The sequence below is a fragment of the Gemmatimonadota bacterium genome, assembly GCA_009838645.1.
GTDB lineage: Bacteria > JAAXHH01 > JAAXHH01 > JAAXHH01 > JAAXHH01 > JAAXHH01.
Map to the genome: position 1 here is coordinate 361,294 of VXRC01000049.1, position 20,137 is coordinate 381,430.

Annotated in this window: 18 protein-coding genes; 3 read left to right on the top strand and 15 right to left on the bottom strand. The window is 62.7% G+C overall.

The features are described from left to right. Nucleotides 1–33 precede the first annotated feature (33 nt). From ptsP to F4Y38_15580, 13 genes are all read right to left on the bottom strand, one after another. The gene (ptsP, locus tag F4Y38_15520) at nt 34–1,794 is read right to left on the bottom strand and encodes a phosphoenolpyruvate--protein phosphotransferase (protein ID MXY50688.1); all 1,761 of its coding nucleotides are present in this window, start codon (nt 1,792–1,794) and stop codon (nt 34–36) included. A gap of 1 nt (nt 1,795) precedes the next feature. After that, a complete protein-coding gene (locus tag F4Y38_15525; protein ID MXY50689.1) occupies nt 1,796–2,059 on the bottom strand; it encodes an HPr family phosphocarrier protein in 264 nt (87 codons plus the stop codon). 38 nt (nt 2,060–2,097) lie between these two features. Next, complete coding sequence (gene hprK / locus F4Y38_15530; protein ID MXY50690.1) at nt 2,098–3,081, bottom strand: HPr(Ser) kinase/phosphatase; 984 nt, start codon at nt 3,079–3,081, stop codon at nt 2,098–2,100. Between the two features lie 10 nt (nt 3,082–3,091). Beyond that, nucleotides 3,092–3,394: a ribosome-associated translation inhibitor RaiA gene (raiA, locus tag F4Y38_15535; GenBank protein MXY50691.1), complete on the bottom strand. Its 303-nt coding sequence runs from the start codon at nt 3,392–3,394 to the stop codon at nt 3,092–3,094. A 48-nt stretch (nt 3,395–3,442) separates the two neighbouring features. After that, nucleotides 3,443–4,906, bottom strand: a complete 1,464-nt coding sequence (gene rpoN, locus F4Y38_15540) for an RNA polymerase factor sigma-54 (GenBank protein ID MXY50692.1) — start codon at nt 4,904–4,906, stop codon at nt 3,443–3,445. A 15-nt stretch (nt 4,907–4,921) separates the two neighbouring features. Then, entirely contained in the window at nt 4,922–5,656 is a 735-nt protein-coding gene (gene lptB / locus F4Y38_15545; GenBank protein MXY50693.1) for an LPS export ABC transporter ATP-binding protein, read from the bottom strand. A 21-nt stretch (nt 5,657–5,677) separates the two neighbouring features. Further along, nucleotides 5,678–7,195, bottom strand: a complete 1,518-nt coding sequence (locus tag F4Y38_15550) for a hypothetical protein (protein ID MXY50694.1) — start codon at nt 7,193–7,195, stop codon at nt 5,678–5,680. Further along, entirely contained in the window at nt 7,092–7,703 is a 612-nt protein-coding gene (lptC, locus tag F4Y38_15555) for an LPS export ABC transporter periplasmic protein LptC (protein ID MXY50695.1), read from the bottom strand. The genes F4Y38_15550 and lptC overlap by 104 nt, the downstream gene beginning before the upstream one ends. Before the next feature lie 104 nt (nt 7,704–7,807). Further along, on the bottom strand, nt 7,808–8,704 hold the full coding sequence (locus tag F4Y38_15560; GenBank protein MXY50696.1) for a lysophospholipid acyltransferase family protein: 897 nt from the start codon (nt 8,702–8,704) through the stop codon (nt 7,808–7,810). Nucleotides 8,705–8,723: 19 nt separating this feature from the next. Beyond that, on the bottom strand, nt 8,724–9,554 hold the full coding sequence (gene kdsA / locus F4Y38_15565) for a 3-deoxy-8-phosphooctulonate synthase (protein ID MXY50697.1): 831 nt from the start codon (nt 9,552–9,554) through the stop codon (nt 8,724–8,726). Further along, nucleotides 9,551–10,321 carry a 3-deoxy-manno-octulosonate cytidylyltransferase gene (gene kdsB / locus F4Y38_15570; GenBank protein ID MXY50698.1) on the bottom strand — a complete coding sequence of 257 codons (771 nt, stop codon included), beginning with the start codon at nt 10,319–10,321 and terminating at the stop codon, nt 9,551–9,553. The genes kdsA and kdsB overlap by 4 nt, the downstream gene beginning before the upstream one ends. A 7-nt stretch (nt 10,322–10,328) precedes the next feature. Further along, the gene (gatC, locus tag F4Y38_15575) at nt 10,329–10,613 is read right to left on the bottom strand and encodes an Asp-tRNA(Asn)/Glu-tRNA(Gln) amidotransferase subunit GatC (protein MXY50699.1); all 285 of its coding nucleotides are present in this window, start codon (nt 10,611–10,613) and stop codon (nt 10,329–10,331) included. A gap of 70 nt (nt 10,614–10,683) precedes the next feature. Further along, entirely contained in the window at nt 10,684–12,894 is a 2,211-nt protein-coding gene (locus F4Y38_15580) for an AAA family ATPase (GenBank protein MXY50700.1), read from the bottom strand. 260 nt (nt 12,895–13,154) lie between these two features. Here F4Y38_15580 and F4Y38_15585 point away from each other — a divergent pair, with 260 nt between their 5' ends. From F4Y38_15585 to F4Y38_15595, 3 genes are read left to right on the top strand one after another with little or no spacing between them, the layout of a single operon-like run. Beyond that, nucleotides 13,155–14,612: a GHMP kinase gene (locus tag F4Y38_15585; GenBank protein MXY50701.1), complete on the top strand. Its 1,458-nt coding sequence runs from the start codon at nt 13,155–13,157 to the stop codon at nt 14,610–14,612. Nucleotides 14,613–14,646: 34 nt separating this feature from the next. Beyond that, on the top strand, nt 14,647–15,552 hold the full coding sequence (locus F4Y38_15590; protein ID MXY50702.1) for a hypothetical protein: 906 nt from the start codon (nt 14,647–14,649) through the stop codon (nt 15,550–15,552). Nucleotides 15,553–15,568: 16 nt separating this feature from the next. After that, complete coding sequence (locus F4Y38_15595) at nt 15,569–16,285, top strand: ribonuclease activity regulator RraA (protein MXY50703.1); 717 nt, start codon at nt 15,569–15,571, stop codon at nt 16,283–16,285. Between the two features lie 4 nt (nt 16,286–16,289). Here F4Y38_15595 and F4Y38_15600 read toward each other — a convergent pair whose 3' ends face one another. Further along, entirely contained in the window at nt 16,290–18,644 is a 2,355-nt protein-coding gene (locus F4Y38_15600) for an MFS transporter (GenBank protein ID MXY50704.1), read from the bottom strand. Continuing rightward, nucleotides 18,616–20,136 carry a sodium/solute symporter gene (locus tag F4Y38_15605; GenBank protein ID MXY50705.1) on the bottom strand — a complete coding sequence of 507 codons (1,521 nt, stop codon included), beginning with the start codon at nt 20,134–20,136 and terminating at the stop codon, nt 18,616–18,618. Before F4Y38_15605 ends, F4Y38_15600 begins: the two co-directional genes overlap by 29 nt. Nucleotide 20,137 lies beyond the last annotated feature (1 nt).

Consider the following 20,137-nt stretch of genomic DNA (forward strand, 5'->3'; position numbering starts at 1 on the left):
CGGCCAGGCTGACCGGGCCGGCCAGGCTGACTGTCAGATGCGCATCATGTCTGATACGTCCAGCTCGGTCTTCGGCTGGTAGGGTTTCAGGAAACGCATGATCTCTTCCGACGTGGACAGGTCCAGCGCCTCCCGGGTGATGGCCTTGAGTTCCTGGTAATCCGCCGAGCGGATCAGGCTCTTGATCTCGGGTATGTCGATGGGGCTCATGCTGAGCTCGTCAACGCCGAGGCCAAGCAGTATGCAGGCCGCCAGGGGATGCGCGGCCATGGCGCCGCACACGCCGACCCAGATATCGTTGTCGTGCGCGGCGTCGATCACCGACGCGACCAGGCGGAGCACGGCCGGGTGGCACGGATTGTACAGGGAGGCGATGCTCGGATTGCCCCGGTCGGCCGCCACGGTGTACTGGATCAGGTCGTTCGTGCCGATGCTGAAGAAGTCCACCTCCTTCGCCAGGTCGTGGGCCGTCAGTGCGGCCGAAGGGATTTCGACCATGATGCCGGTCGACATCGACGGGTCGACGGGCACCCCGTCCTCCAGCAGTTCATTCCGCGCCTCTTCAAGAAGCGCCTTCGCCCTCCGAAGCTCCTGCAATCCCGATATCATGGGGAACATAAGACGCACGTTTCCCTCCGCACCGGCCCTCAGGATTGCGCGCAACTGGACCTTGAACATTTCCGGCCGGTCCAGGCAGAGCCGGATACCCCGCTGGCCCAGGGCGGGATTGGCTTCGTCCGGCATCTGCTTCGGCATCTTGTCCGCCCCGAGGTCCAGCGTCCGAATGATCACCTGGTTCGGCGCCATGCGCCGCGCTATGCGCTGATACGTCAGGGTCTGATCATCTTCAGAAGGCAATTCGTTGCGAACCAGGTAGAGGAACTCGGTACGGTACAGGCCGATACCGTCCGCGCCGTGGTTCAGGACGTCTTCCAGTTCAGCCGGCAGTTCGATATTGGCCGACAGTTCGATGCGCCTTCCGTCCCGCGTCTCCGCGGGCAGGTCGTGGAGTTCCTGAAGCTCATGCTCCAGCACCGACAACTGGGACTTCGTTTCCCGGTACCGCCCGATCGTATCGGCATCCGGATCGAGATGGACCATCCCGCTGTTGCCGTCGATGATGATCATCATGCCGTCCGAAATGGCCTGAGTGGCGATATTGGTCCCGACCACCGCCGGCACGGCCAGACCGCGGGCGACAATCGCCGTATGCGACGTCTGACCTCCGGCATCGGTGATAAAGCCGCAGACCGCATCCCGGTCCAATTCCGCAGTATCCGACGGGGACAGGCTGTGCGCCACGAGTACGATCTCCCCGTCCGTGGCCTCGATCCCGGAATGCGCGCTGCCGGTGAGCTTCGCCAGCACCCGGTAATGCACGTCTTCGAAATCGGCTGTCCGTTCCCGGAAGAATGGATTCTCTATCGAAGAGTAATTGGCGATCCATCCTCTCATCACATCATCGAAGATATACTCCGCGTTGGTCCGTTCACGCCGGATGCGCACGATGGTGACATCCACCACTTCCGGATCTTCGAGTACGGCCTGGTGCGCGCGGAAGATCTTCCCGACGTCCTGGTCGAAATCCACTGCGATGCGGCGCTGCAACCGGGTGAGGTCGTCCAACGCCTCGTCGACGGCGGTGCGGAATCGGCGGATTTCCGTCTCCACGCCGTCGGCGGGGATCGGACGCTGGTTTATGGCGGCGAAGCGGCGATTGTAGACAAAAGCGCGTCCTATGGCGATACCCGGCGATGCCGGTATGCCGTTCAGTACGCGACGCTCTTCGCTCATGCTACGCCTCCTGATCCTGGTCGAACATGTCGGTAATCGCCTTCAGGGCATCCGTTTCGTCCGGTCCATCGATCTCCACCGTAATCGAACTGCCGTGCTCGGCGGCCAGCATCATGACCCCCAGGATGCTCTTTCCATTCACCGGCATGTCGTCCTTGACCAGCGTGACTTCCGACTTGAATCTGGACGCCGTGCGAACCAGTTGCTCGGCGGGTCGCATGTGCAACCCCTTCCTGTTCTTTACGGAAACGGTTTTCCTTATCAAGTCGCTGCCCGATCCATTCAGAACTGCGTGACATGATTCTACTCGTAGTCTTCCCTGCGATACCGGATCTTTTCGCCTTCCTTCATGACCTCCAGCACCCGCTGATTCAATATGGACGCCGGGTTGATCCCGACGACTTTCAGGAGATGCCGGAGTGCGACGACCTCGGAAATGACCGTCAGGTTCTTGCCCGGGTTGATGGGAATCCGGACATAGGGCAGTTCCGCGTCGAGCAACGTCGTGGTCTTCTCGTCGAGCGCCGTACGTTCGTATACCACTTCGCTGTTCCAGTCCTCCAGGTTGACGACGACTTCGATCCGCTTGCGCACACGGATGCTGCGTATGCCGAACATGCTGGTGACGTCGATAATGCCCACGCCGCGTATTTCCATGAAATGCTGCGTGATCGTGTTGCTCGTCCCCATGATGACGCCGCGCCGCATCCGGTATGCGGTAACCACGTCGTCCGCTACCAGCCTGTGTCCCCGTTCCACCAGGTCGAGGGCCGTTTCGCTTTTGCCGATTCCGCTGCGTCCCGTGAACAGTAGACCCACGCCGTACACGTCTACCAGGGCGCCGTGCACGGTTGTCATCGGTGCGAAGTAGGGTTCCAGGTACTCGATCAGGGACTGCGCGAAGGCATCCGTCGTCAGTGAAGTACCCAGGACGGCGGTATCGAACCGCTCGGCGGTCTCGGTCAATTCCAGCGGCGGATCCATGCCCTTCGTTATCACCATGCAGGGAAAGCCGAGGTCGAACAGCCGATCCAGCGACGCAAGCCGCTGGTCCGAGGACAGGCTCTTCAGGTAGGATAACTCGGTCTCCCCCAGGATCTGGATCCGGTTGCTGGAAAACCGCTCGACAAATCCTGCCAGCGCGAGTCCGGGGCGGTTCGTCTCCGCGTTCGTTATCTTCCTGGACAGCCCCGTTTCACCCGTCAGCGGGGACAGTTTCAGGTCGACCTGCTCTACCAGGTTATTGATCAGCAGGACGCGCGATTTCAGGGGCGATGTCTTGGCCATCGTCCATTACCTAGTGACGCCGGGTTCTGTGATCGTGCAGCTTGCCATTGTGCTTCTTCAACTGGGTTTCCATCTTGTTGACCGCCTGGTCGAGCGCCGTGTAGGCTTCGGCGTTCTCCTCTTTGCTGGTCAGGACGTGCCCTCCGACGTGCACGTTCAGTTCAACCATGTACCGGTATTTTTCCTGCGAGACGATAAGGTCCGCACTCAGGATGTTGTCGCTGTATCTGTTCAAACGGTCGATCTCTCTGTCCGCATGCTCCTTGTAAGCGTCTGCCAGTTCGCAGTGTCGGGCCGTCATGGATTTCTGCACGTTCGCCTCCCTTCGCCGTGTGGCTGATTCGCTGTATGGCTGATCGGGTCAGATCCTTCTGCGCATCCGCGCAATGGGTATTCCCAGGTTCTCGCGGTACTTCGCCACCGTCCGCCGCTTGATCTGCACGCCTTCCTTCGTGCGGAGAATCTCCTCTATCGCCTGGTCGCTCAACGGCGCGCGCGCGTCTTCCTCTTCGATGATCCGCGCGATGCGGTCTTTGACCGTCTTGGTCGCCAACTGGCCCGCCGCGGCTTCCCCAGTCTCCGCGTCCGCCTTTTTCTTCAATCGCCCGTCGAAGAAGAACCTCAGCGCGAAAATCCCCCGGGGCGTCTGTACGTACTTGCCTTGCGTGGCCCGGCTGACGGTCGTTACATGCAGCCCCACCTGGTTGGCCACTTCCTGCAGAATCATCGGCTTGAGACCGGAAAGGCCCGCATCCAGGAACTCGCGCTGGGCCCTGACGATGCAGTTCGTCACCTTCAACAGGGTCGACCGCCGCTGTTCGATCGAGTTGACGAAGTGGTTCGCCTCGGTCAGCTTACGTCTCACGTAATGCCGGTCTTCTTCAGAGGATTGCGCGTTCCGGTTCAGGATGGCCTGGTAGGCATGGCTGACACGCACCCTGGGCAGGTTGCGATCGTTGAGGTAAACGAGGTATTCGCCGTCCACTTTCTCGACGATCAGGTCGGGATGTATGGCGATAACGGATGAATCGCTGACGGCCAGCCCCGGGTGGGGATTGAGTCCGGCGATCACGTTCAGGGCGTCGCCGATTTCCTGCTCGGACGCCCTTATCTTCTTTCGAATCGAAGCGATGCGCCGCAACTTGACGTCGCGCCAATGTTCCGATACCAACCGGTATGCAAGCGTATCGCTCAAGTTCAACGCTTCCAGTTGAAGCATGAGACACTCTCGCAGGTCCCGCGCGCCGACGCCGGTAGGCTCGAGGGTCTGCACGACCTTCAGCACCCGTTCCGCCTCGTCGAACGGCACGCTGGATTCCAGCGACAGGTCCAGCAGCGGCACGTCGAGGAGACCGCTGTCATTCAGGTTTCCGATCAGGTATTCGCCGATTTCGCGGTCCTGGACGGAGAGGTCGAGAAGCCGCAATTGCTCGTTCAAGTACTCGGTGAGTGTCGTATCCGACTTTCCTTCCCGTTCCAGTATGTGCTGATCTTCCCTTTTTTCCGTCTCTTCACGGGCATCCATCTGGTTGTGCATGCCGTCCTGAATGTAGGCGTCCCAATCGATTCGGTCCCGTTCGGACGCGGGGTCCCCAGGATCGTCCTCGCGCGCCGCATCCGGCTCCTCGCGCGCCGCATCCGGCTCCTCGCGCGCCGCATCCGCCGCCTCGCCCGCCTCTTCCTCGAGTTCCAGCAGCGGATTCTCCTCGATTTTCTCCTTGATCTCCTGCTCGAGTTCCAGCGTGGTGTACTGCAACAACTTGAGCGAGTACATCAACTGGGGAGAAAACTGCTGTCTGGTCTGGGGCTGAAGTTGAAATTCCATGGGCGTGCCTTCCGGTTACTCCAGGCGGAACCGCTCGCCGAGGTAGATACGGCGCGCTTCGGGGTCCTCGGCCAGGTCTTTGGCCGTTCCCGATATATAGATCCGGCCGTCGGCCATGATATAGGACCGGTCCGTGATCTGCAACGTTTCCCGTACCATGTGATCCGTCACCAGGATGCCCAGTTTACGTTCCTTCAGGCGTCCGATGACTTCCTGTATGTCCTCAACGGCAATGGGATCGATGCCTGCGAAAGGCTCATCGAGCAGAATGAACTTCGGTTCGGTCACCAGGGCGCGGCTGATCTCGGTTCTTCGCCGCTCGCCGCCCGAGAGGGTATAGGCTTTGTGCTTGGCCAGATGCGCGATGCCGAAATCCTCCAGCAGATCTTCCATCTTTCTGCGCCTCGCCTTGCGGGTCATGGGCAAAGTCTGGAGAATGGACATCAGGTTCTGTTCCACCGTCATCCTGCGGAAGATCGACGGTTCCTGGGCCAGATAGCCGATCCCCACGCGTGCCCTGCGGTACATCGGCCACCGCGTGATGTTCCGGCTTTCCCCGGATTCGCGGTCATCTATGAGCACCCGTCCCGACCCTGGCTTGATCATGCCGACGATCATATAGAACGAGGTGGTCTTCCCCGCCCCGTTCGGCCCGAGCAGTCCGACCACCTCACCCTGGTCTACACGCAGGCTCACATCATCGACGACGCGGTGATTCTGGTAGGACTTCACCAGGTTCTCAGCTCGCAGGCACTGCACGGATCCTCCGATTCAACGTTTGCCGTCTTCGTCTTCCGGGTTGAGATAGGACCCGTCCACACCGCCATCCGCGTTCACCTTGACCGGTTCGCCTTCATTCAGTTCGATCACGATTTCCTTCGCCCGGACCACGTTGTGGCCGGTCGGGCCACTTTCGAGCGCAGACGGATTGTAGGTACTTACCGCGTTCCCTTGCGCGGTAATCATCCTCACCGATTCGCCCTCGAAGTCCACGACCATACTGCGGCCTTCAATGGTACTGCGGCCCGCCTGGTCAGCCTGGCCCGCCTGGTCGGTCTGGTCCGCCTGGCCGGTCTGGTCCGCCTGATCGGTCTGGATGTCTGCCTGGCCGGCCGGCCGGTCCGCCATATCGTCCGTCCGATTCGTCCCTTCTTGCTCTTCCGCGGTATAGGAACCCCGGGCGTTGCCCGTAACCCGGGCGCGTGCGACCTCGCCGTCCTCCATTTCAAGGATGATCTCATCCCCGGTGATCTCGCTGTGAACGCTGCGTATCACCGGATTGCCGAGGAGATCGATCTGCTGGCCTTCGCTGTCGAAGCGCAACGTATCGCAAATCCCCTCCAGCGTTCCCTTCACGACGCTGACCGAATCGAACACGTCGGCGGTCCGGTCTTCGAAGGCGTAGGTCATGCCCTTCCCGGTCGCCACGATCTCGCCTTCATCGCCTTCCAGTCGCTTGACCAACTTGGGCTCCCCGCTGAATCGAGCGCTGTCCGTCGCCTTGAAATACTCCGCGTGTTCACAATAGATCGTCACGCCTTCGCCCTCGTCCACCACGATGACGGATTCCTTGGCCAGCGCTTTCAGCAGGGAGCTGGTTTCGGTGAAATAGTACTCAAGACGAAAGCCCTCGATGTTGACCTTGCTTTCGTTTTGCCCCCAGGTCATGTTCGGCTTGCCCGTCGCCACGGCGAGGTGGGGATCCTGGGTGAATACCATACGATCGCCCGTCAGCACCACGCCGTCCAGCGCGTCGTCGAGCCTCACCCTCCCCGTTCCGATGGCACGCTGGTCCTCCTCGAAGTATTCCGCGTAGTCGGCGGTGAGCGTGGTGGTCCCGCGGATCATGCGTACGTTTCCGAAAAGACGTACGAAGCCGTTCAAGCGATCATAGATCACCCGGTCACTCGTCAGGACGGTATTTCCGTGCTTGAGCCGCACAGACTCGAACAGGTCGAAAACCTCGTCGCCACCGGTTGCCTCGAAGCTGCCCGCTTCCTCGATTTGCACCGGTTCGCGGCGTTCCTGGCCCTTCGCCTGAGCAGCGGAAAGCACGATGAAACAGCAGACCGAAACCAGCCACGTGACGGACCCTGTTCCGTGATACAATATACCGGAATCTACGTTGGACGTCAAGGATGCGTGCCCCCCGTGACGGCGGTCGAAATACTGCTCTGCGAAGGGGTCATTGCGGTTGCGCATCCGGCAGAAAACGGCCTTTGATGTTGCGCTGGATGATATACCGGCGCATGCCCGGATCGGCTTCAAACCCATCGCCCGCAATAACATCCGTGTCCCCGGTCAAGCGTACGGCGGCATCCGTTACGATGAGATTCGCCGCGTTCAACCAGGTCAGGGAATCGGTTTCGAGGATGCCCCGCTCCGTGCTGTGGACCGTTACGCCGCCCCGGACGCGCAGGTCGTGGGTCTGCCCGTCGATTTCGCCCCAATCCGCTTCGAGCGTGGAGGCCAGGCTGCCGTCTTCTTCAAAGAACTCGACGTAGATGCCCTCATCAATGACCGTGATGTTGGTTTCCGAGAAATAAAGGCGGTGCCCCGCCCGGATCGTGGCTTCCTGCCGGCCGTCCCGGCTCAGGTATATGGTCGTGTTCCACGCTTCCTGGTCCGGCAGCACATCCTGCGCGCCTTCCTCCGGAACCGGCGGATCGACGGGTTGACACGCGGCCGCGCACAGGACGACAGCCATGGCCAGGTGCCACGGCCGGAAGCGGGCGTGCCTATTGGATGCATGGTCATTCAGGCGGGACGGAACATGCGGATCGCGGGTAGTCGGCATGACTGAATATACCTGATTTCATCCGTACCTGCAAGATCAAGTTGGGCCGTTGACGCCGGATCAAACCTACTTGGACACCTTGTCAGTTCTCCATGGACGCAGCGTCAGGCCTCCTTGGACACCTTCCATCGGTCATGCATCCATACCCACTGCGCCGGCGCTTTCCTGATGAACCGTTCCAGTTCCCCGGTATACGCCCTCGTCGTTGTTTCCACGTCTTCCGGCGTCCGTCCGGTGGGCCGGATCGGCGGCCGGACCGTCACGAGATGCGTGTCGTCCGGCAAACGGTGAATGGCCATGGGCACGATGGGCGCGCCCGTCCGGTCCGCCAGCACCGCGGGGCCGGTCGGAGTACGCGCCGGGTGGCCGAAGAAGGGTACCGCGATGCCGGCCCCCCGGGTATCCTGGTCCACCAGGAGCCCCACCACATGCCCCTTTCTCAGCGCGCGAAGTATGGCGGTAGTGGCCCGGTCGCGGGGCACTACTTCCAGTCCGCTCCGCACCCGGTTCTCCCGCAGGAGCGCGTCCAACCTGGCGTCGTAAAGCGGGGCCGCCACCACGGTTACCGCGAATCCCTTGAGCGCCAGGAACGCGCCCATCAGTTCGAAGTTGCCCAGGTGGGCGCTCACCGCTACCACGCCCTTCCCCTCGCCATAGGCCGATTCCAGTTGGGACAGGCCTTCGGCCTTGACCAGTCCGTCCACGTTCTCCGCCGTGACCCGGGGCAGCCGGGCGACATCCACGACATTCCGTCCCAGCTCCCGGAAGACAGTCCGGCCCAGCCGCCTGATCTGCCCGTGCGACTGCGCTTCGCCGTAGGCCAGCGTCAGATTGGAAAGGGCAAGGCGCCGGGGACCGCGGGCGGCCAGGTACGCCAGTCCGCCGATCCACCCACCGACGGACAACGCCTGCTGCCTCGGCAACGCATTCATCAGGCCGATAATCGCGCACACCGCCTGATAGATCACGGCATTTCGCATGCGCTTGATCAGAGAGGCCAAGAGTGCACTCGCATGGAAGTCAATCCACGGTGTGGGGCCGCACGACTTCGTCGATCGCCTTGAGGCTTTCCAGCAGAGGCTCCAGGCGGTCGAGCGGCAACATGCTCGCGGCGTCGCACAGCGCCTCGGAAACCCGGGGATGGGTCTCGATGAATACCGCTTCGCATCCCGCGGCCACCGCGGCACGGGCGAGGGGTTCGATGAATTCGGGGGTGCCGCCGCTCGCGTCGCTGCTCGGACGGCCGTATAGCCTCACCACGTGGGTGGCATCGAATACTACGGGGTATCCCGTCCGGCGCATGATGGCCAGCGACCGCATGTCGGCGACCAGATCGTGATATCCGAAAGAGACGCCCCGTTCGGTCAGGAGGATGCTCCTGTTGCCCGCGCTTTCGATCTTGGACACGACCGACGCCACGTCTTCCGGCGCCAGGAACTGTCCCTTCTTCACGTTGACGGGCTTTCCGGTCCGGGCCAGGGCGAGGGTAAGTTCCGTCTGCATGGACAGGTGCGCGGGAAGCTGCAGAACGTCCAGGACCTCCGCGGCCTCGTCTACCTCAGGCAACGCGTGAACGTCCGAAAGCACGGGCACGCCCAGGTCCCTGACTTTCCGGAGTACGCGCAACCCCTCGTGCAGCCCGGGCCCCGCGTAATAGGCCGCCGAAGAACGGTTCGCCTTCGCATAGGATGATTTGAACACGAGCGGGATGCCCAGCTGCCCGGTTGTGGCGATCAGGCGTTCCGCGGTCTCCATGACCACGGCCTCGCTCTCGATCACGCAAGGCCCCGCGATCAGCGCCAGCGGCCGTCCGCCGCCTATGGCCACGTCTCCCACGAAGACTTCTTTCACGACGCATCTTCCTCCCCGGCCAGCCTGCGTTCCGCTTTTAACAGATCTTCGGGCACATCGACGCCAAGGGGGGCGTAGTCGGTTTGCCGCACGGTGATGCGGTATCCGTTTTCCAGGGCCCGCAACTGTTCCAGCCGTTCGATCCGCTCCAGGGGTGTCGGTTCAAGCCCGGCGAACGTGAGCAGGAACGATCGCCGGTACCCATAGAGACCCACGGTGTTGTAGAACCGGTGTTCGTGCAGGTATTCCCCGTCCGGCCGTTCCCCCGGCCAGGGCAGTGGCGAGCGGGAAAAGTACAGCGCCAGACCCCGTCTGTCGAAGACCACCTTGCCCATATGGGGATTGAGCAGGTCCTCCGTCCTGGTGATCCGGTGCGCGAGGGTCGTCATGGGCAGGTCCGGATCGTCGACCAGGGGCTGCACCACCGTTTCGATGGCTTCAGGCGTGATCAGCGGCTCGTCTCCCTGGATGTTGACGACCACGTCCGTATCCATCTCCCGTACGGCCGCGGCCAGCCGGTCCGTACCGCTCGGGTGATCCGGCGCGGTCATGATGGGTTCGCCGCCGAACCCGCGGACCGCGTCCGCTATGCGCCGGTCGTCGGTCACGACGTACAGATCAGTGAGGCAACGCGCCCGGCTGGACCGCTCATAGGTATGCTGTATCATCGGTTTGCCCCGCAAGGGCGCCAGCGCCTTGCCGGGGAAACGCGTCGAAGCGTAGCGGGCCGGTATGAGGCCCGTGATTCTCGGGATATCGGATCCCATATCGTCTTCAGATTACCTTGGGCACCGTGAAATGGCCGCGATCGGACGCCGGAGCGTTCCGCAACGATTCTTCCTGGCTCAGCGACTTTCCGGCTTCGTCATCGCGGAAGACGTTCTTCAGCTGCAGCACGTGGGAAGTCGGACCTACGGCCGTCGTGTCGAGCGTATTGAGCTTCTCCATGTACGCGAGTATGGCGTTCAACTGATCCACCAGCTGTTCCCGTTCTTCATCCGAGAACTTCAGGTGGGCCAGTGCCGCGACATGGTCGACGTCCTTGACGGTTACCGTCATGGTTTGTTGCCCCTTCGCATGCACCGGATCGACCGGCGCTTATTCAATATATCAACACATCGATTTATCATTATATCATTTCCAGGGCGGCGTATTTCACGATCACCTTCTTGGTCGTATCCGAGAAGCGTATCGTCGCCCGCAGGTCGTCGCCGCTTCCCGCGACCTGTATGATGCGTCCCTTACCCCAGATAGGGTGTTTGACATCCTGTCCCTGGGAAATCCGCACCCTGCCCATGGGCGTCTCCACGGTCCGGGGGGTCGTGATATCGTCTTCGAACGGGGGGACGGAGACCTTTTCTTCCTGCGGCCAGGACGACCGCGAATAGAGCCGGCCGGTACTCTCCCGTGAAACCAGGTCGTCGGGAATCTCGTCGATGAAACGGGACCGCAGGGAGGTCTGCGTTCCCCCGAACCTTCGACGCAGATTGGCGTGAGTGAGGAACAGTTGTTCCCGGGCGCGCGTGATGCCCACGTAACAGAGCCGCCGCTCCTCCTCCAGGTCGGTGGGGCTTTCCATGGCGCGCGAAATGGGGAAAAGGCCGTCTTCCATGCCCGTGATGAAGACGACGGGAAACTCCAGACCCTTGGCGTTGTGCAGGGTCATGAGCGTGACGCAGTCCACGGATTCGTCCCACCGGTCGATATCGGTTACCAGGGCCACTTCCTCCAGGAAATCGTCCAGACCGGAGACCGGCTGTCCCTCCTCCGGCCGCTCGGTCGCCTCTTCAAGGGCGGCCATCAGCTCGTTCACGTTCTGCACCCGGGTCTCGGACTCCACGTTTTTCGCGGCCTCCAGTTCCAGTGCCCGCAGGTAGCCGGTCTTTTCGAGCACACGCCTGGCCGCCTCCGCGCCCGATATCTCTGCCAGGCGCGACCTGAGACGCAGCAGAAACTCCCCGAGTTCCACGGCGGCGCGGTGCGCTTTACCCGAGATGCCCGCTTCGCCGGCATGGTACAGCGCTTCCAGGTAGTCCATGCCGCGCTCGACGGCCAGTTGCTCGACGCGGGACACGCTGACGGCGCCGATGCCCCTGGCGGGGGTGTTGACCATGCGGCGGAAGCTGATGGCATCCCGGCCGTTGACCAGGACCTTCAGATAGGCCAGGACGTCCTTGACTTCCTTCCGCTCGAAGAACCGGACGCCGCCCACGATCACATAGGGCAGGCCGGCGCGGCGCAACTCGTCCTCCAGCGTACGCGACTGTGCGTTGGTTCGATAGAGGAGGGTGAAATCCCTCAGCACCCGGTTGGAATCGTTGCGCATCTCCTGGATCTTCCGGGATATCCACCGGGCTTCATCCCGGTCGTCCATCGTCTCGACCAGGCCGATCTTCTCCCCGCCAGGGTTGTCCGTCCACAGCTCTTTCCCCTTGCGGCCCTTATTGTTGCGGATGACTTCATTGCCCGCCTTCAGGATCAGCCGGGTGGAACGGTAGTTCTGTTCAAGCCGGATGACCCGGGCCTCGGGATAGTCCTTTTCGAACTCGAGAATGTTCCGGATGTCCGCGCCGCGCCAGGCGTAGATGGACTGGTCGTCGTCCCCTACCACGCACAGGTTCCGGTATTTGCGCGCCAGCCGGTTGATCCATTCGTACTGGGCGCGGTTGGTGTCCTGGTATTCGTCCACCAGGATGTACTGGAACCGTTCCTGGTACCGGTTCAGCAGGTCCGGATGCGTCGCGTATCCTATCGCCAGCCGCATGATGAGGTCGTCGAAATCCAGCGCGTTGCAGTCTTCCAGGGCGTGCTGATACGCTTCATAGACCCGCGAAACCACCTGCTGTTCAAAGTAATCCGTGTTCTGCGCCTTGTACTCGGCGGGCGATAGGAGCTGGTCCTTGGCTCCGCTGATATAGCTGCGAACCGCCTCGGGGGAATAGCGCTTGTCGGAGATCTCCAGGTCCTTCATCATCCGGCGGATGAGGGCCAGTTGATCTTCGCCGTCGTAGATCACGAAATCGCGGCGGAAGCCCAGGATCTCCGCTTCACGGCGCAGAATCCGGGCCGAGAGGGAATGAAAGGTGCCCACCCACTGGGGGACGTCGCCCTGTCCGAGCATCCGGTCGATCCGTTCCTTCATCTCGGCGGCCGCCTTGTTGGTGAACGTGACAGCCAGGATGTGATAGGGATCGATGCCGAGATGTTCGACGAGGTAGGCGATCCGGTAGGTCAACACCCGGGTCTTGCCGCTTCCGGCGCCGGCGAGCACAAGCAACGGCCCATCGACGTAGGACGCGGCCTTGACTTGAGCGGGATTCAGTTCGCCAGCGAGGTTCATTCACCGTTCCCAAACGGCCAAGAGAGAAGTACAGTCCACCCGGAATTCAGCCAGCTTCATCCATCTGGAAATTTCGGTGAGCAGGGCGATACCATAATACACGGCCAAAATCGGTCCTGTCAATACAATCATGGCCCGGACGACGACCGTCGAAGGGCGTCCAAGCCAAAGTTTCGTTGAATATCCAGGGCAGTCGGATATATTAAGGCGGATCGATTCCAACCCGATTGTCCGGAGCATGAAACGCGGGATCACTGCAAATGCTGGATCGCCTGACGGATCGTGGAAACCTGCCCGCCGACGCGGAGGCCTTCGAGCACGCCCTGGCCTGTACGCCAGAGAGCCCGTTCGGCCCGCTGGGGACGCGCTTCGCGGCTGGGAAACCGATTTACGTCGTACGGGCGCCCGCGCGGCTCGACTGCATGGGCGGCATCGCGGACTACAGCGGTTCGCTGGTCTGCGAGATGACCCTCGACCGTGCCGTTCTGATGGGCCTTCAGGCCCGGGTCGACCGGAAGGTGGTCCTGCACAGCGCCGGCGTGGACGGACTGGGCCTTTCTCCGGACGTTGCACTGGCGCTCGACGACCTGGCGCCGGGTTCGGGCACCGTGGATTATGATACCGTAAAACGGCGCTTCTCCGGCACGCCGGAATCCGCCTGGGCGGCCTACGTTGCCGGGGCTTTCAGCGTGCTGCAGGGCGAAGGGCATATGGAACGGTTCCCCCACGGCGCCACGATCGTGCTGGGGAGCAACATACCGCTTCGGGTCGGCGCGTCCTCGTCGGCCGCGCTGGAAATCGCGGCCATGCATGGACTGAACCTGCTCTACGGGATCAACCTGAACGGGATGACGCTGGCCGTCCTTTCCCAGAAGGTGGAAAACCACGTGGTCGGCGCGGCCTGCGGCATCATGGACCAGGTCACCTGCGCAATGGGTACCCGGGGCCACCTCCTGTCCCTGCTCTGCCAGCCCCATACCTTGCGGGAACAGATACCGATCCCGGACGGCGTACGCTTCATCGGCATCAATTCCGGCGTCCGCCGTGAAATCAAGGGCGCGAGGTATACGAATAGCAGAATCGGCGCGTTCATGGGCCTCGCGATCCTGCGGGATCAGCTGCAATCCGGCAATGGAGCCGCCGCGAATCTCCGCCTGGGACACCTGTGCAACCTGTCCACGTCCGAATACGTGGATTCCTGCCGGTCCCTGCTGCCATCGAGCATCACGGGCCGGGCGTTCATGCGGCGGTACGGAAACACGCCCGATCCCGTGACGACCGTCGATCCGGAGGTTGTGTACAAGGTGCGCAGCCGCGTGGAACACCCGGTGTACGAACACCGCAGGGTGAACGGCTTCACCGAGTGCATCCGGCGGGCGGGGTCTTGTGAACAACCGGCACTCCTCAAGCGGGCGGGCAGGCTGATGTACGCTTCGGACTGGAGTTACACGCACCGGTGCGGGCTCGGGTCCGCCGAAACGGCCTGGATCGTCCGGGAAACTAGGAAACTGGGGGTGGAAGCAGGTTTTTACGGCGCCAGGATTACGGGCGGTGGAGCAGGCGGGACGGTCGCCGTCGCGGGAAACGACCGCATGCTGGACCATCTGGATCGTCTGCTGGAACGTTACGGCGAAGCGACCGGGATCGAGGCGGAGCTTTTTACGGGAACTTCGCCCGGCGCCCTCGAGTTCGGGCACCGAGTCTATCGGATCACCTGAACTTTCACGGCGGGTTTGAAGGAGTTGGACCAGGTTGAATAAAATACGAAAGGCGGTCATCCCCCTGGCGGGGCACGGGTTGCGCATGTTGCCGGCGACCCGCGCCGTGCGCAAGGCGCTGTTCCCCATGGTGGACGTTCGGGGACGGGTATGCCCCGTGCTGCAGCTGATCATCGAGGAGGCGGTCAACGCGGGCATCGAGGAATTCGGCCTGGTGACCGCGCCGGAAGACGAGGCACTGATCCGCGCCTACTTTTCGCGGTTGCCCGGTCCGTTGAAATCCGCGATCGGAAACCGCGCGGACCTGCTCGCGGCGGCCGAATTCCCCGGCGAACTTTCGGAGAAGCTGACCTACATTACGCAGGATCGTCCCCGGGGGTTCGGCGACGCGGTCCTCCGCGCGAAGACCTGGGTCGGCGGCGATCCGGTCCTGGTCATGCTCGGCGATCACCTTTACCTCAGCGGGGAGGACCGGTGCTGCGCGGGTCAGTTGCTGGACGCCTACGCGGATCTGCAAGCGCCGGTATCGGGGGTGATTCGCAAATCCATCGAAGACATCCACCACTTCGGGACGGTTTCGGGCCGTCCCGTGCCCAGGTGGAACGGGCTATACGTAATCGACACCGTGATGGAAAAACCCGGACCGGACCTGGCGCGAGAACGGCTGCGCATGGAGGGCATGCCGGCGGACACCTACCTCTGCTGGTTCGGACTGCACGCCATGACGCCCGATATCTTCGATTGCCTGGTGCGGATGGAAGGAGGCGGCGCCACGGAAGGCGGCGAACTGCAACTGACCGGAGCACAGGCCATGCTGTCGGCTCAACGGGCATACTTCGCCCTGGAAATCAACGGGGATCACTACGACACGGGCTCGCCTCGGGGCTATGTGGAGGCCATGACGGCTTTCGCCTGTCCAACCGACCTTACCAACCAGTGAAAGGAAATCCAACACCATGTCCGATCAGCAAGCACCATCGCGGGAAACGCTCGAATCCCTGCTCATTCCGAGTACGGCCACGCTGACCTCCGTACTCACGGAATTCGGCCTGTACAACACGTTCATGCAGGACGTCGCGCCCCTGGCCCCGGGCATGCGCGTGGCCGGTCCCGCATTTACCCTCCGGTATATACCCGGCCGGGAGGACATCACGCACGTGCCCGTGGACAACCTGACGGACATGCAGCGGATCGGTATCGAAAGCATCGGGCAGGGCGAGGTGCTCGTGATCGACGCGCGGGGCGACACCCGGGCCGGCGTCATGGGCGACATCCTCGCCACGAGGATCCTGCAGCGCGGCGCCGCGGGGGTGGTGAGCGACGGCGCGTTCCGGGATACGCCGGCCATCGTGGAGGCCGGGCTCGCCGCGTATGCAAAGGCCAAGAACGCCCACAACAGCAAGAGCGTGCACTACCCGAGCGATATACAACGTCCCATTGCCTGCGGCGGCGTAGCCGTGTTCCCCGGAGACATCATCGTGGGCGACGCGGAGGGCGTCGTAGTGATCCCGCGCCACCTTGCCGAAGATGTGGCGGCAAAGGCCGTGGCGCAGGAGGACCGCGAAGTCTTCATCCTGCAGAAGATCCAGCAGGGAGCCAGCATCATCGGCGTTTACCCGCCCGATGAAAAGACCCTGGCCGAATACGAGGCCTGGAAGGCGAAAAAGGGCTGATACTTCAGTCGGTGTCGGTGGCCAGGTCCGCCATCCGCTGAAAGGCCACGACCGCCAGCAGTCTCTCCTCTGAGTGCAGGGTTCTGTTACGGCCTTCCGATTCCAGGTCCGCCAGGACCCTGTACGCCAGTGCGATCTCATTCGGGCGCGCTGCTGGTCCTTCCGCCGGCGCCATATCTTCGGTTGCATGGTCCGGGCGGTCCGGGCGGTCCGGGCGGTCCGTCCCCGCTTCCGCAACGATGTCCCGTGCGATCTCCACGAGCCGCTTCAGCACCTCACCGGTCTGTTGGCGCTCGAACGCGCTCAGGGCACGGTCGACGGCCTCCGTGAACCGGTTCCTTGCCGCTCTCTCGACACGCGACCAGCCACCCAGTTGCCGGCGGACGGTTCGGAAAATCCGCACCGTCGCCCGGTCCTGGTCCATCTCGCCGGACTGTAGCAATCGGTACAGCAGATCCGGTGCGCCGAGGAGATGCCCCGCCGACATGACCAGGACACCCCGCTCAAGGCTGGTTTCGCTGCTCCGTATGAGGTCCTGAAGCCGTCCCAGGATACCGGTATTGCCCATCCTGGCCAGCGTTTCCAGGGCGGACTGAACGATCGCGGGATCCCGCTCATGCTCGAGCAGGGCTTCCAGCGCGGTTTCCGCGCGGCGGTCCCCGATTCGATCCAGGGCGAGAATGGCGCTTCGCCGGATGCCCGGACGTTCGTCGTGCAACAGGGTCACCAGGATGTTGAGACTGAGCGACGAAGGCACCGCGCCCAGGGCTTCCACGGCTTCTTCGGCGATGTCCGACGATGGGCTGCCCACGCATTCGAGCAGCGGATTGACGGACTCCACCGCGCCGATCCTGCTCAGGGACTGCACGGCCTCCCGGCGTACGTTGCGGTCGCTGTCCTCCAGCAACGCGATCAGTTCGTCCACGGCCAGGTGACTGCCCGTTTCGCCCAGTTCACGGGCGGCCCGGGCCCGGACCGAGGGATTGCTCGATTTCCCCATGCGCACCAGGTGCCACAGGGTCGCGATGGGATTCCCCTTGCGCACGCGGTTGATCACGTCCCGGGAAGAAACCTGCGAATCGGAGGTCACACGGGTCAGCAGGCCCATGTAGGCGACGCGAAGCGCCCCGTTGGCAAGAAAGAGGTATTGCAGACCCGCGAAGGTGTAGCCGAAGAAGGAGACGGCGGGGATGGAGGTACACAGATCGGCGGCAATGCCGCCCAGTACGGCGCCGCAGGCCGCGCACCCTCTCGATACCGCGGAGTAGCATCCCAGGAACGCGGAGCGGTTGACCGCCGGAGCCGTCTTGACGATGAGATTGAACCGGGCGGTACCCCACCCCGCGCTCATGCTGCCGCCCCAGACCTGTACCAGCGGCACCATGATCCAGTAGTTTTCCAGAGTCACGAAACCCCAGCCCAGCGGAAACAGAGCCAGTCCCACGGCGGTTAGCGACATGACCGGCTTGTACCCGTACTTGTCCGCCAGGTAGCCCCAGAAGGGATTCATGATGATCGTGGCGATGGTCTGAATCGCCGAGTAGATCGCGATCTGGGCGTAAGAGACCTCCAGCGTCCGCAACATGTAGACCGTGAAAAACGGCGCGGCGATCTGGGCGATGAGGAGCCGACCCGAAACCAGGAACATCAGTCTGCGAAAGGGACCGTGCCGGAAAGGCAGGCGAAGCAACTGGTTCGAAGGGACATGCTCTCCCCGGCTCTTCTGAGGTTCGGGAATGCGGGACCATGCCCAGACCCCGAAGCCGGAGAAGACCACGGCCACGATGAACAGGGTGGTGAAGCCTCCCTGCTCATCTCCCGCGGCGTACGTACTCAGGAAGAACCCCGCGCAGACCGACGTGATCAGTCCGGCGGACGCCGTCAAACTGCGCTGCCGGGCGACGAAGCGGCCGCGCATCTCGTCGGGTACCAGGTCGGTCAGCCAGGACTGACGGGCCGGAGAAACCAGGGACATGACGGCCTTCGAGAGGGCGATGCAGCCCATGAGCGCCAGCACCTGGTAAACCTCGAAGAAGAGAAAGGGGATGAAGGCGATGGGCAGCCAGAGCGACGAACTGACGGCATTGGCGGACAGGCACAGCGGCTTGCGCCGTTGCAGTCGCTCGATCAGCAGCGGCGAGAAGGCTTGTAGCAACTGGCCGATGGAAATGGACGCGGAAATAAAACCGATCATGGCGCTGGATGCGCCGAGATGCAGCGCGTAACCCGTGGTGTAGACACCCGTGGTAATCGCCGAATGCACCGACTCGAGCATGCCGTTCACGTTCCACATGCGCATCCCGCGCGCCGTCTGCAGCCGGGTCAGTTTCTTATCCTGTTGCATGATTCGATTTCCCATTCCGCGCCAGAATCCAGCTGACCGCCGTGCCGACCCCGAGGTTCACGGCCAGGGCCACGGGACTGATCCACATGAAGCTGACCGGGTCGTTCCCATTGGGCAACATGCCGAAGAGCGGACCGGAGAAGGCGATCAGCGATGCGGTGACGACGCCGCACACGGCGCCCGCGACGACGCCGGCCGGGCGGGCGAACGGCACGAAAAGCGCGAAGAAGAACAGGGCGAATATAGGCGTCGTCAACAGGTTCGAGGTCTTGTTGGTCACCGCCGTGATGTTGCCGGGCACCAGTTCCATCAGCGAACTGGCGCCCACGGCAATGGCGCCGATGACGAAGGCGAGCGTTTTCGCCGTACGCGTCAGCTGTTTCTCGGTGGCCGGGGACCTTCTGAACCGGTCGATGAAATCCGTCGAAACCACGGCCGTAATCGCATTGACGCCCGAGTCCAGGCTCGACATGGCGGCCGCGAACATGGCGGCGACCACGAATCCGGACACCCCTGGCGGGAGGTAGTAGGCGATGTAGTGGGGGAACACATGGTCGGCCTGTCCGTCCAGGTCGGCGCCGGCGGGCAGCAGACCGGGTTGGTCCTGGAAGAAGCCGAGAAGGGCGAAACCCGCGACCCACAGGGTGATGCCGATGCAGAGCCCCACCAGTTGCTGGGTCAGGTAGGACCGCCTGGCCGCACGGGCGTCGGTGGTCGCCATAAAACGCTGCACCACGGTCTGGTCGCCCCCGGCCGTGGCGATCGCCCACGTCATGGACGCCATCATGGATCCGATAACGGTCAGGCGCACGGACGGGTCCAGGCTGAAGACGGGCTGTGCGTCCCAATGGGGCTGCCAGGAGCTCGGAATCCAGCTGAATCCGTCGAAATGCAGGGTAACCGTGACGATCACCAGTATGGCGCCGCCGAGCATAAGCAGGGTCTGGAGCGTGTCGGTGATCACGACGGCCCGCAGCCCGCCCAGCGAGGTGTAGATGACCGCGACGAGCCCGGTAACCAGGGTGATGACGGGGATCCAGTCATCGCCCACGCCCAGCATGACGGTCATGGCCTTGGCGGACAGGTAGATCAGCAGGGCCATCCAGACCAGCCGGAGCAGGATGAACATCACCGCGCCCAGAAGGCGAATGCCCACGCCCAGCCGGTCCTCCAGCAGTTCGTAGGCGCTGGTCACGCGCGTCCGCATGTAAACGGGAATCAGCCCGTAACCCACCACCACGAAGATGATCGGAATCGTCAGGTAGTTGAGCATCCAGACCGGCCCCTTGCCGATGGCCTCGCCCGGAATGGACAGGTAGGAGATGGTGCTGAGCAGCGTGGCGAACAGCGAGAAGCCGATGAGCGTCGGCGGCATGCGGCCTCCGCCGGTGAAATACTCGCTGACGGTGCTTTGCCTGCGGCTGTAGTAATAGCCCAGCGATATGGTCGCCAGGGCGTATCCGATGATGATGGTCCAGTCGACGGGCGTCAGTCCGCCGGGAGTCATG

Bases quoted from the DNA above. Each gene is read 5' to 3' on its own strand.
- F4Y38_15600 (MXY50704.1), bottom strand. From the start codon at position 18,644: ATGGGAAATCGAATCATGCAACAGGATAAGAAACTGACCCGGCTGCAG.
- kdsB (MXY50698.1), bottom strand. From the start codon at position 10,321: ATGGGATCCGATATCCCGAGAATCACGGGCCTCATACCGGCCCGCTAC.
- hprK (MXY50690.1), bottom strand. From the start codon at position 3,081: ATGGCCAAGACATCGCCCCTGAAATCGCGCGTCCTGCTGATCAATAAC.
- F4Y38_15595 (MXY50703.1), top strand. From the start codon at position 15,569: ATGTCCGATCAGCAAGCACCATCGCGGGAAACGCTCGAATCCCTGCTC.
- lptC (MXY50695.1), bottom strand. From the start codon at position 7,703: ATGCCGACTACCCGCGATCCGCATGTTCCGTCCCGCCTGAATGACCAT.
- F4Y38_15550 (MXY50694.1), bottom strand. From the start codon at position 7,195: ATGTTATTGCGGGCGATGGGTTTGAAGCCGATCCGGGCATGCGCCGGT.
- F4Y38_15580 (MXY50700.1), bottom strand. From the start codon at position 12,894: ATGAACCTCGCTGGCGAACTGAATCCCGCTCAAGTCAAGGCCGCGTCC.
- F4Y38_15585 (MXY50701.1), top strand. From the start codon at position 13,155: ATGCTGGATCGCCTGACGGATCGTGGAAACCTGCCCGCCGACGCGGAG.
- rpoN (MXY50692.1), bottom strand. From the start codon at position 4,906: ATGGAATTTCAACTTCAGCCCCAGACCAGACAGCAGTTTTCTCCCCAG.
- F4Y38_15605 (MXY50705.1), bottom strand. From the start codon at position 20,136: ATGACTCCCGGCGGACTGACGCCCGTCGACTGGACCATCATCATCGGA.
- ptsP (MXY50688.1), bottom strand. From the start codon at position 1,794: ATGAGCGAAGAGCGTCGCGTACTGAACGGCATACCGGCATCGCCGGGT.
- gatC (MXY50699.1), bottom strand. From the start codon at position 10,613: ATGACGGTAACCGTCAAGGACGTCGACCATGTCGCGGCACTGGCCCAC.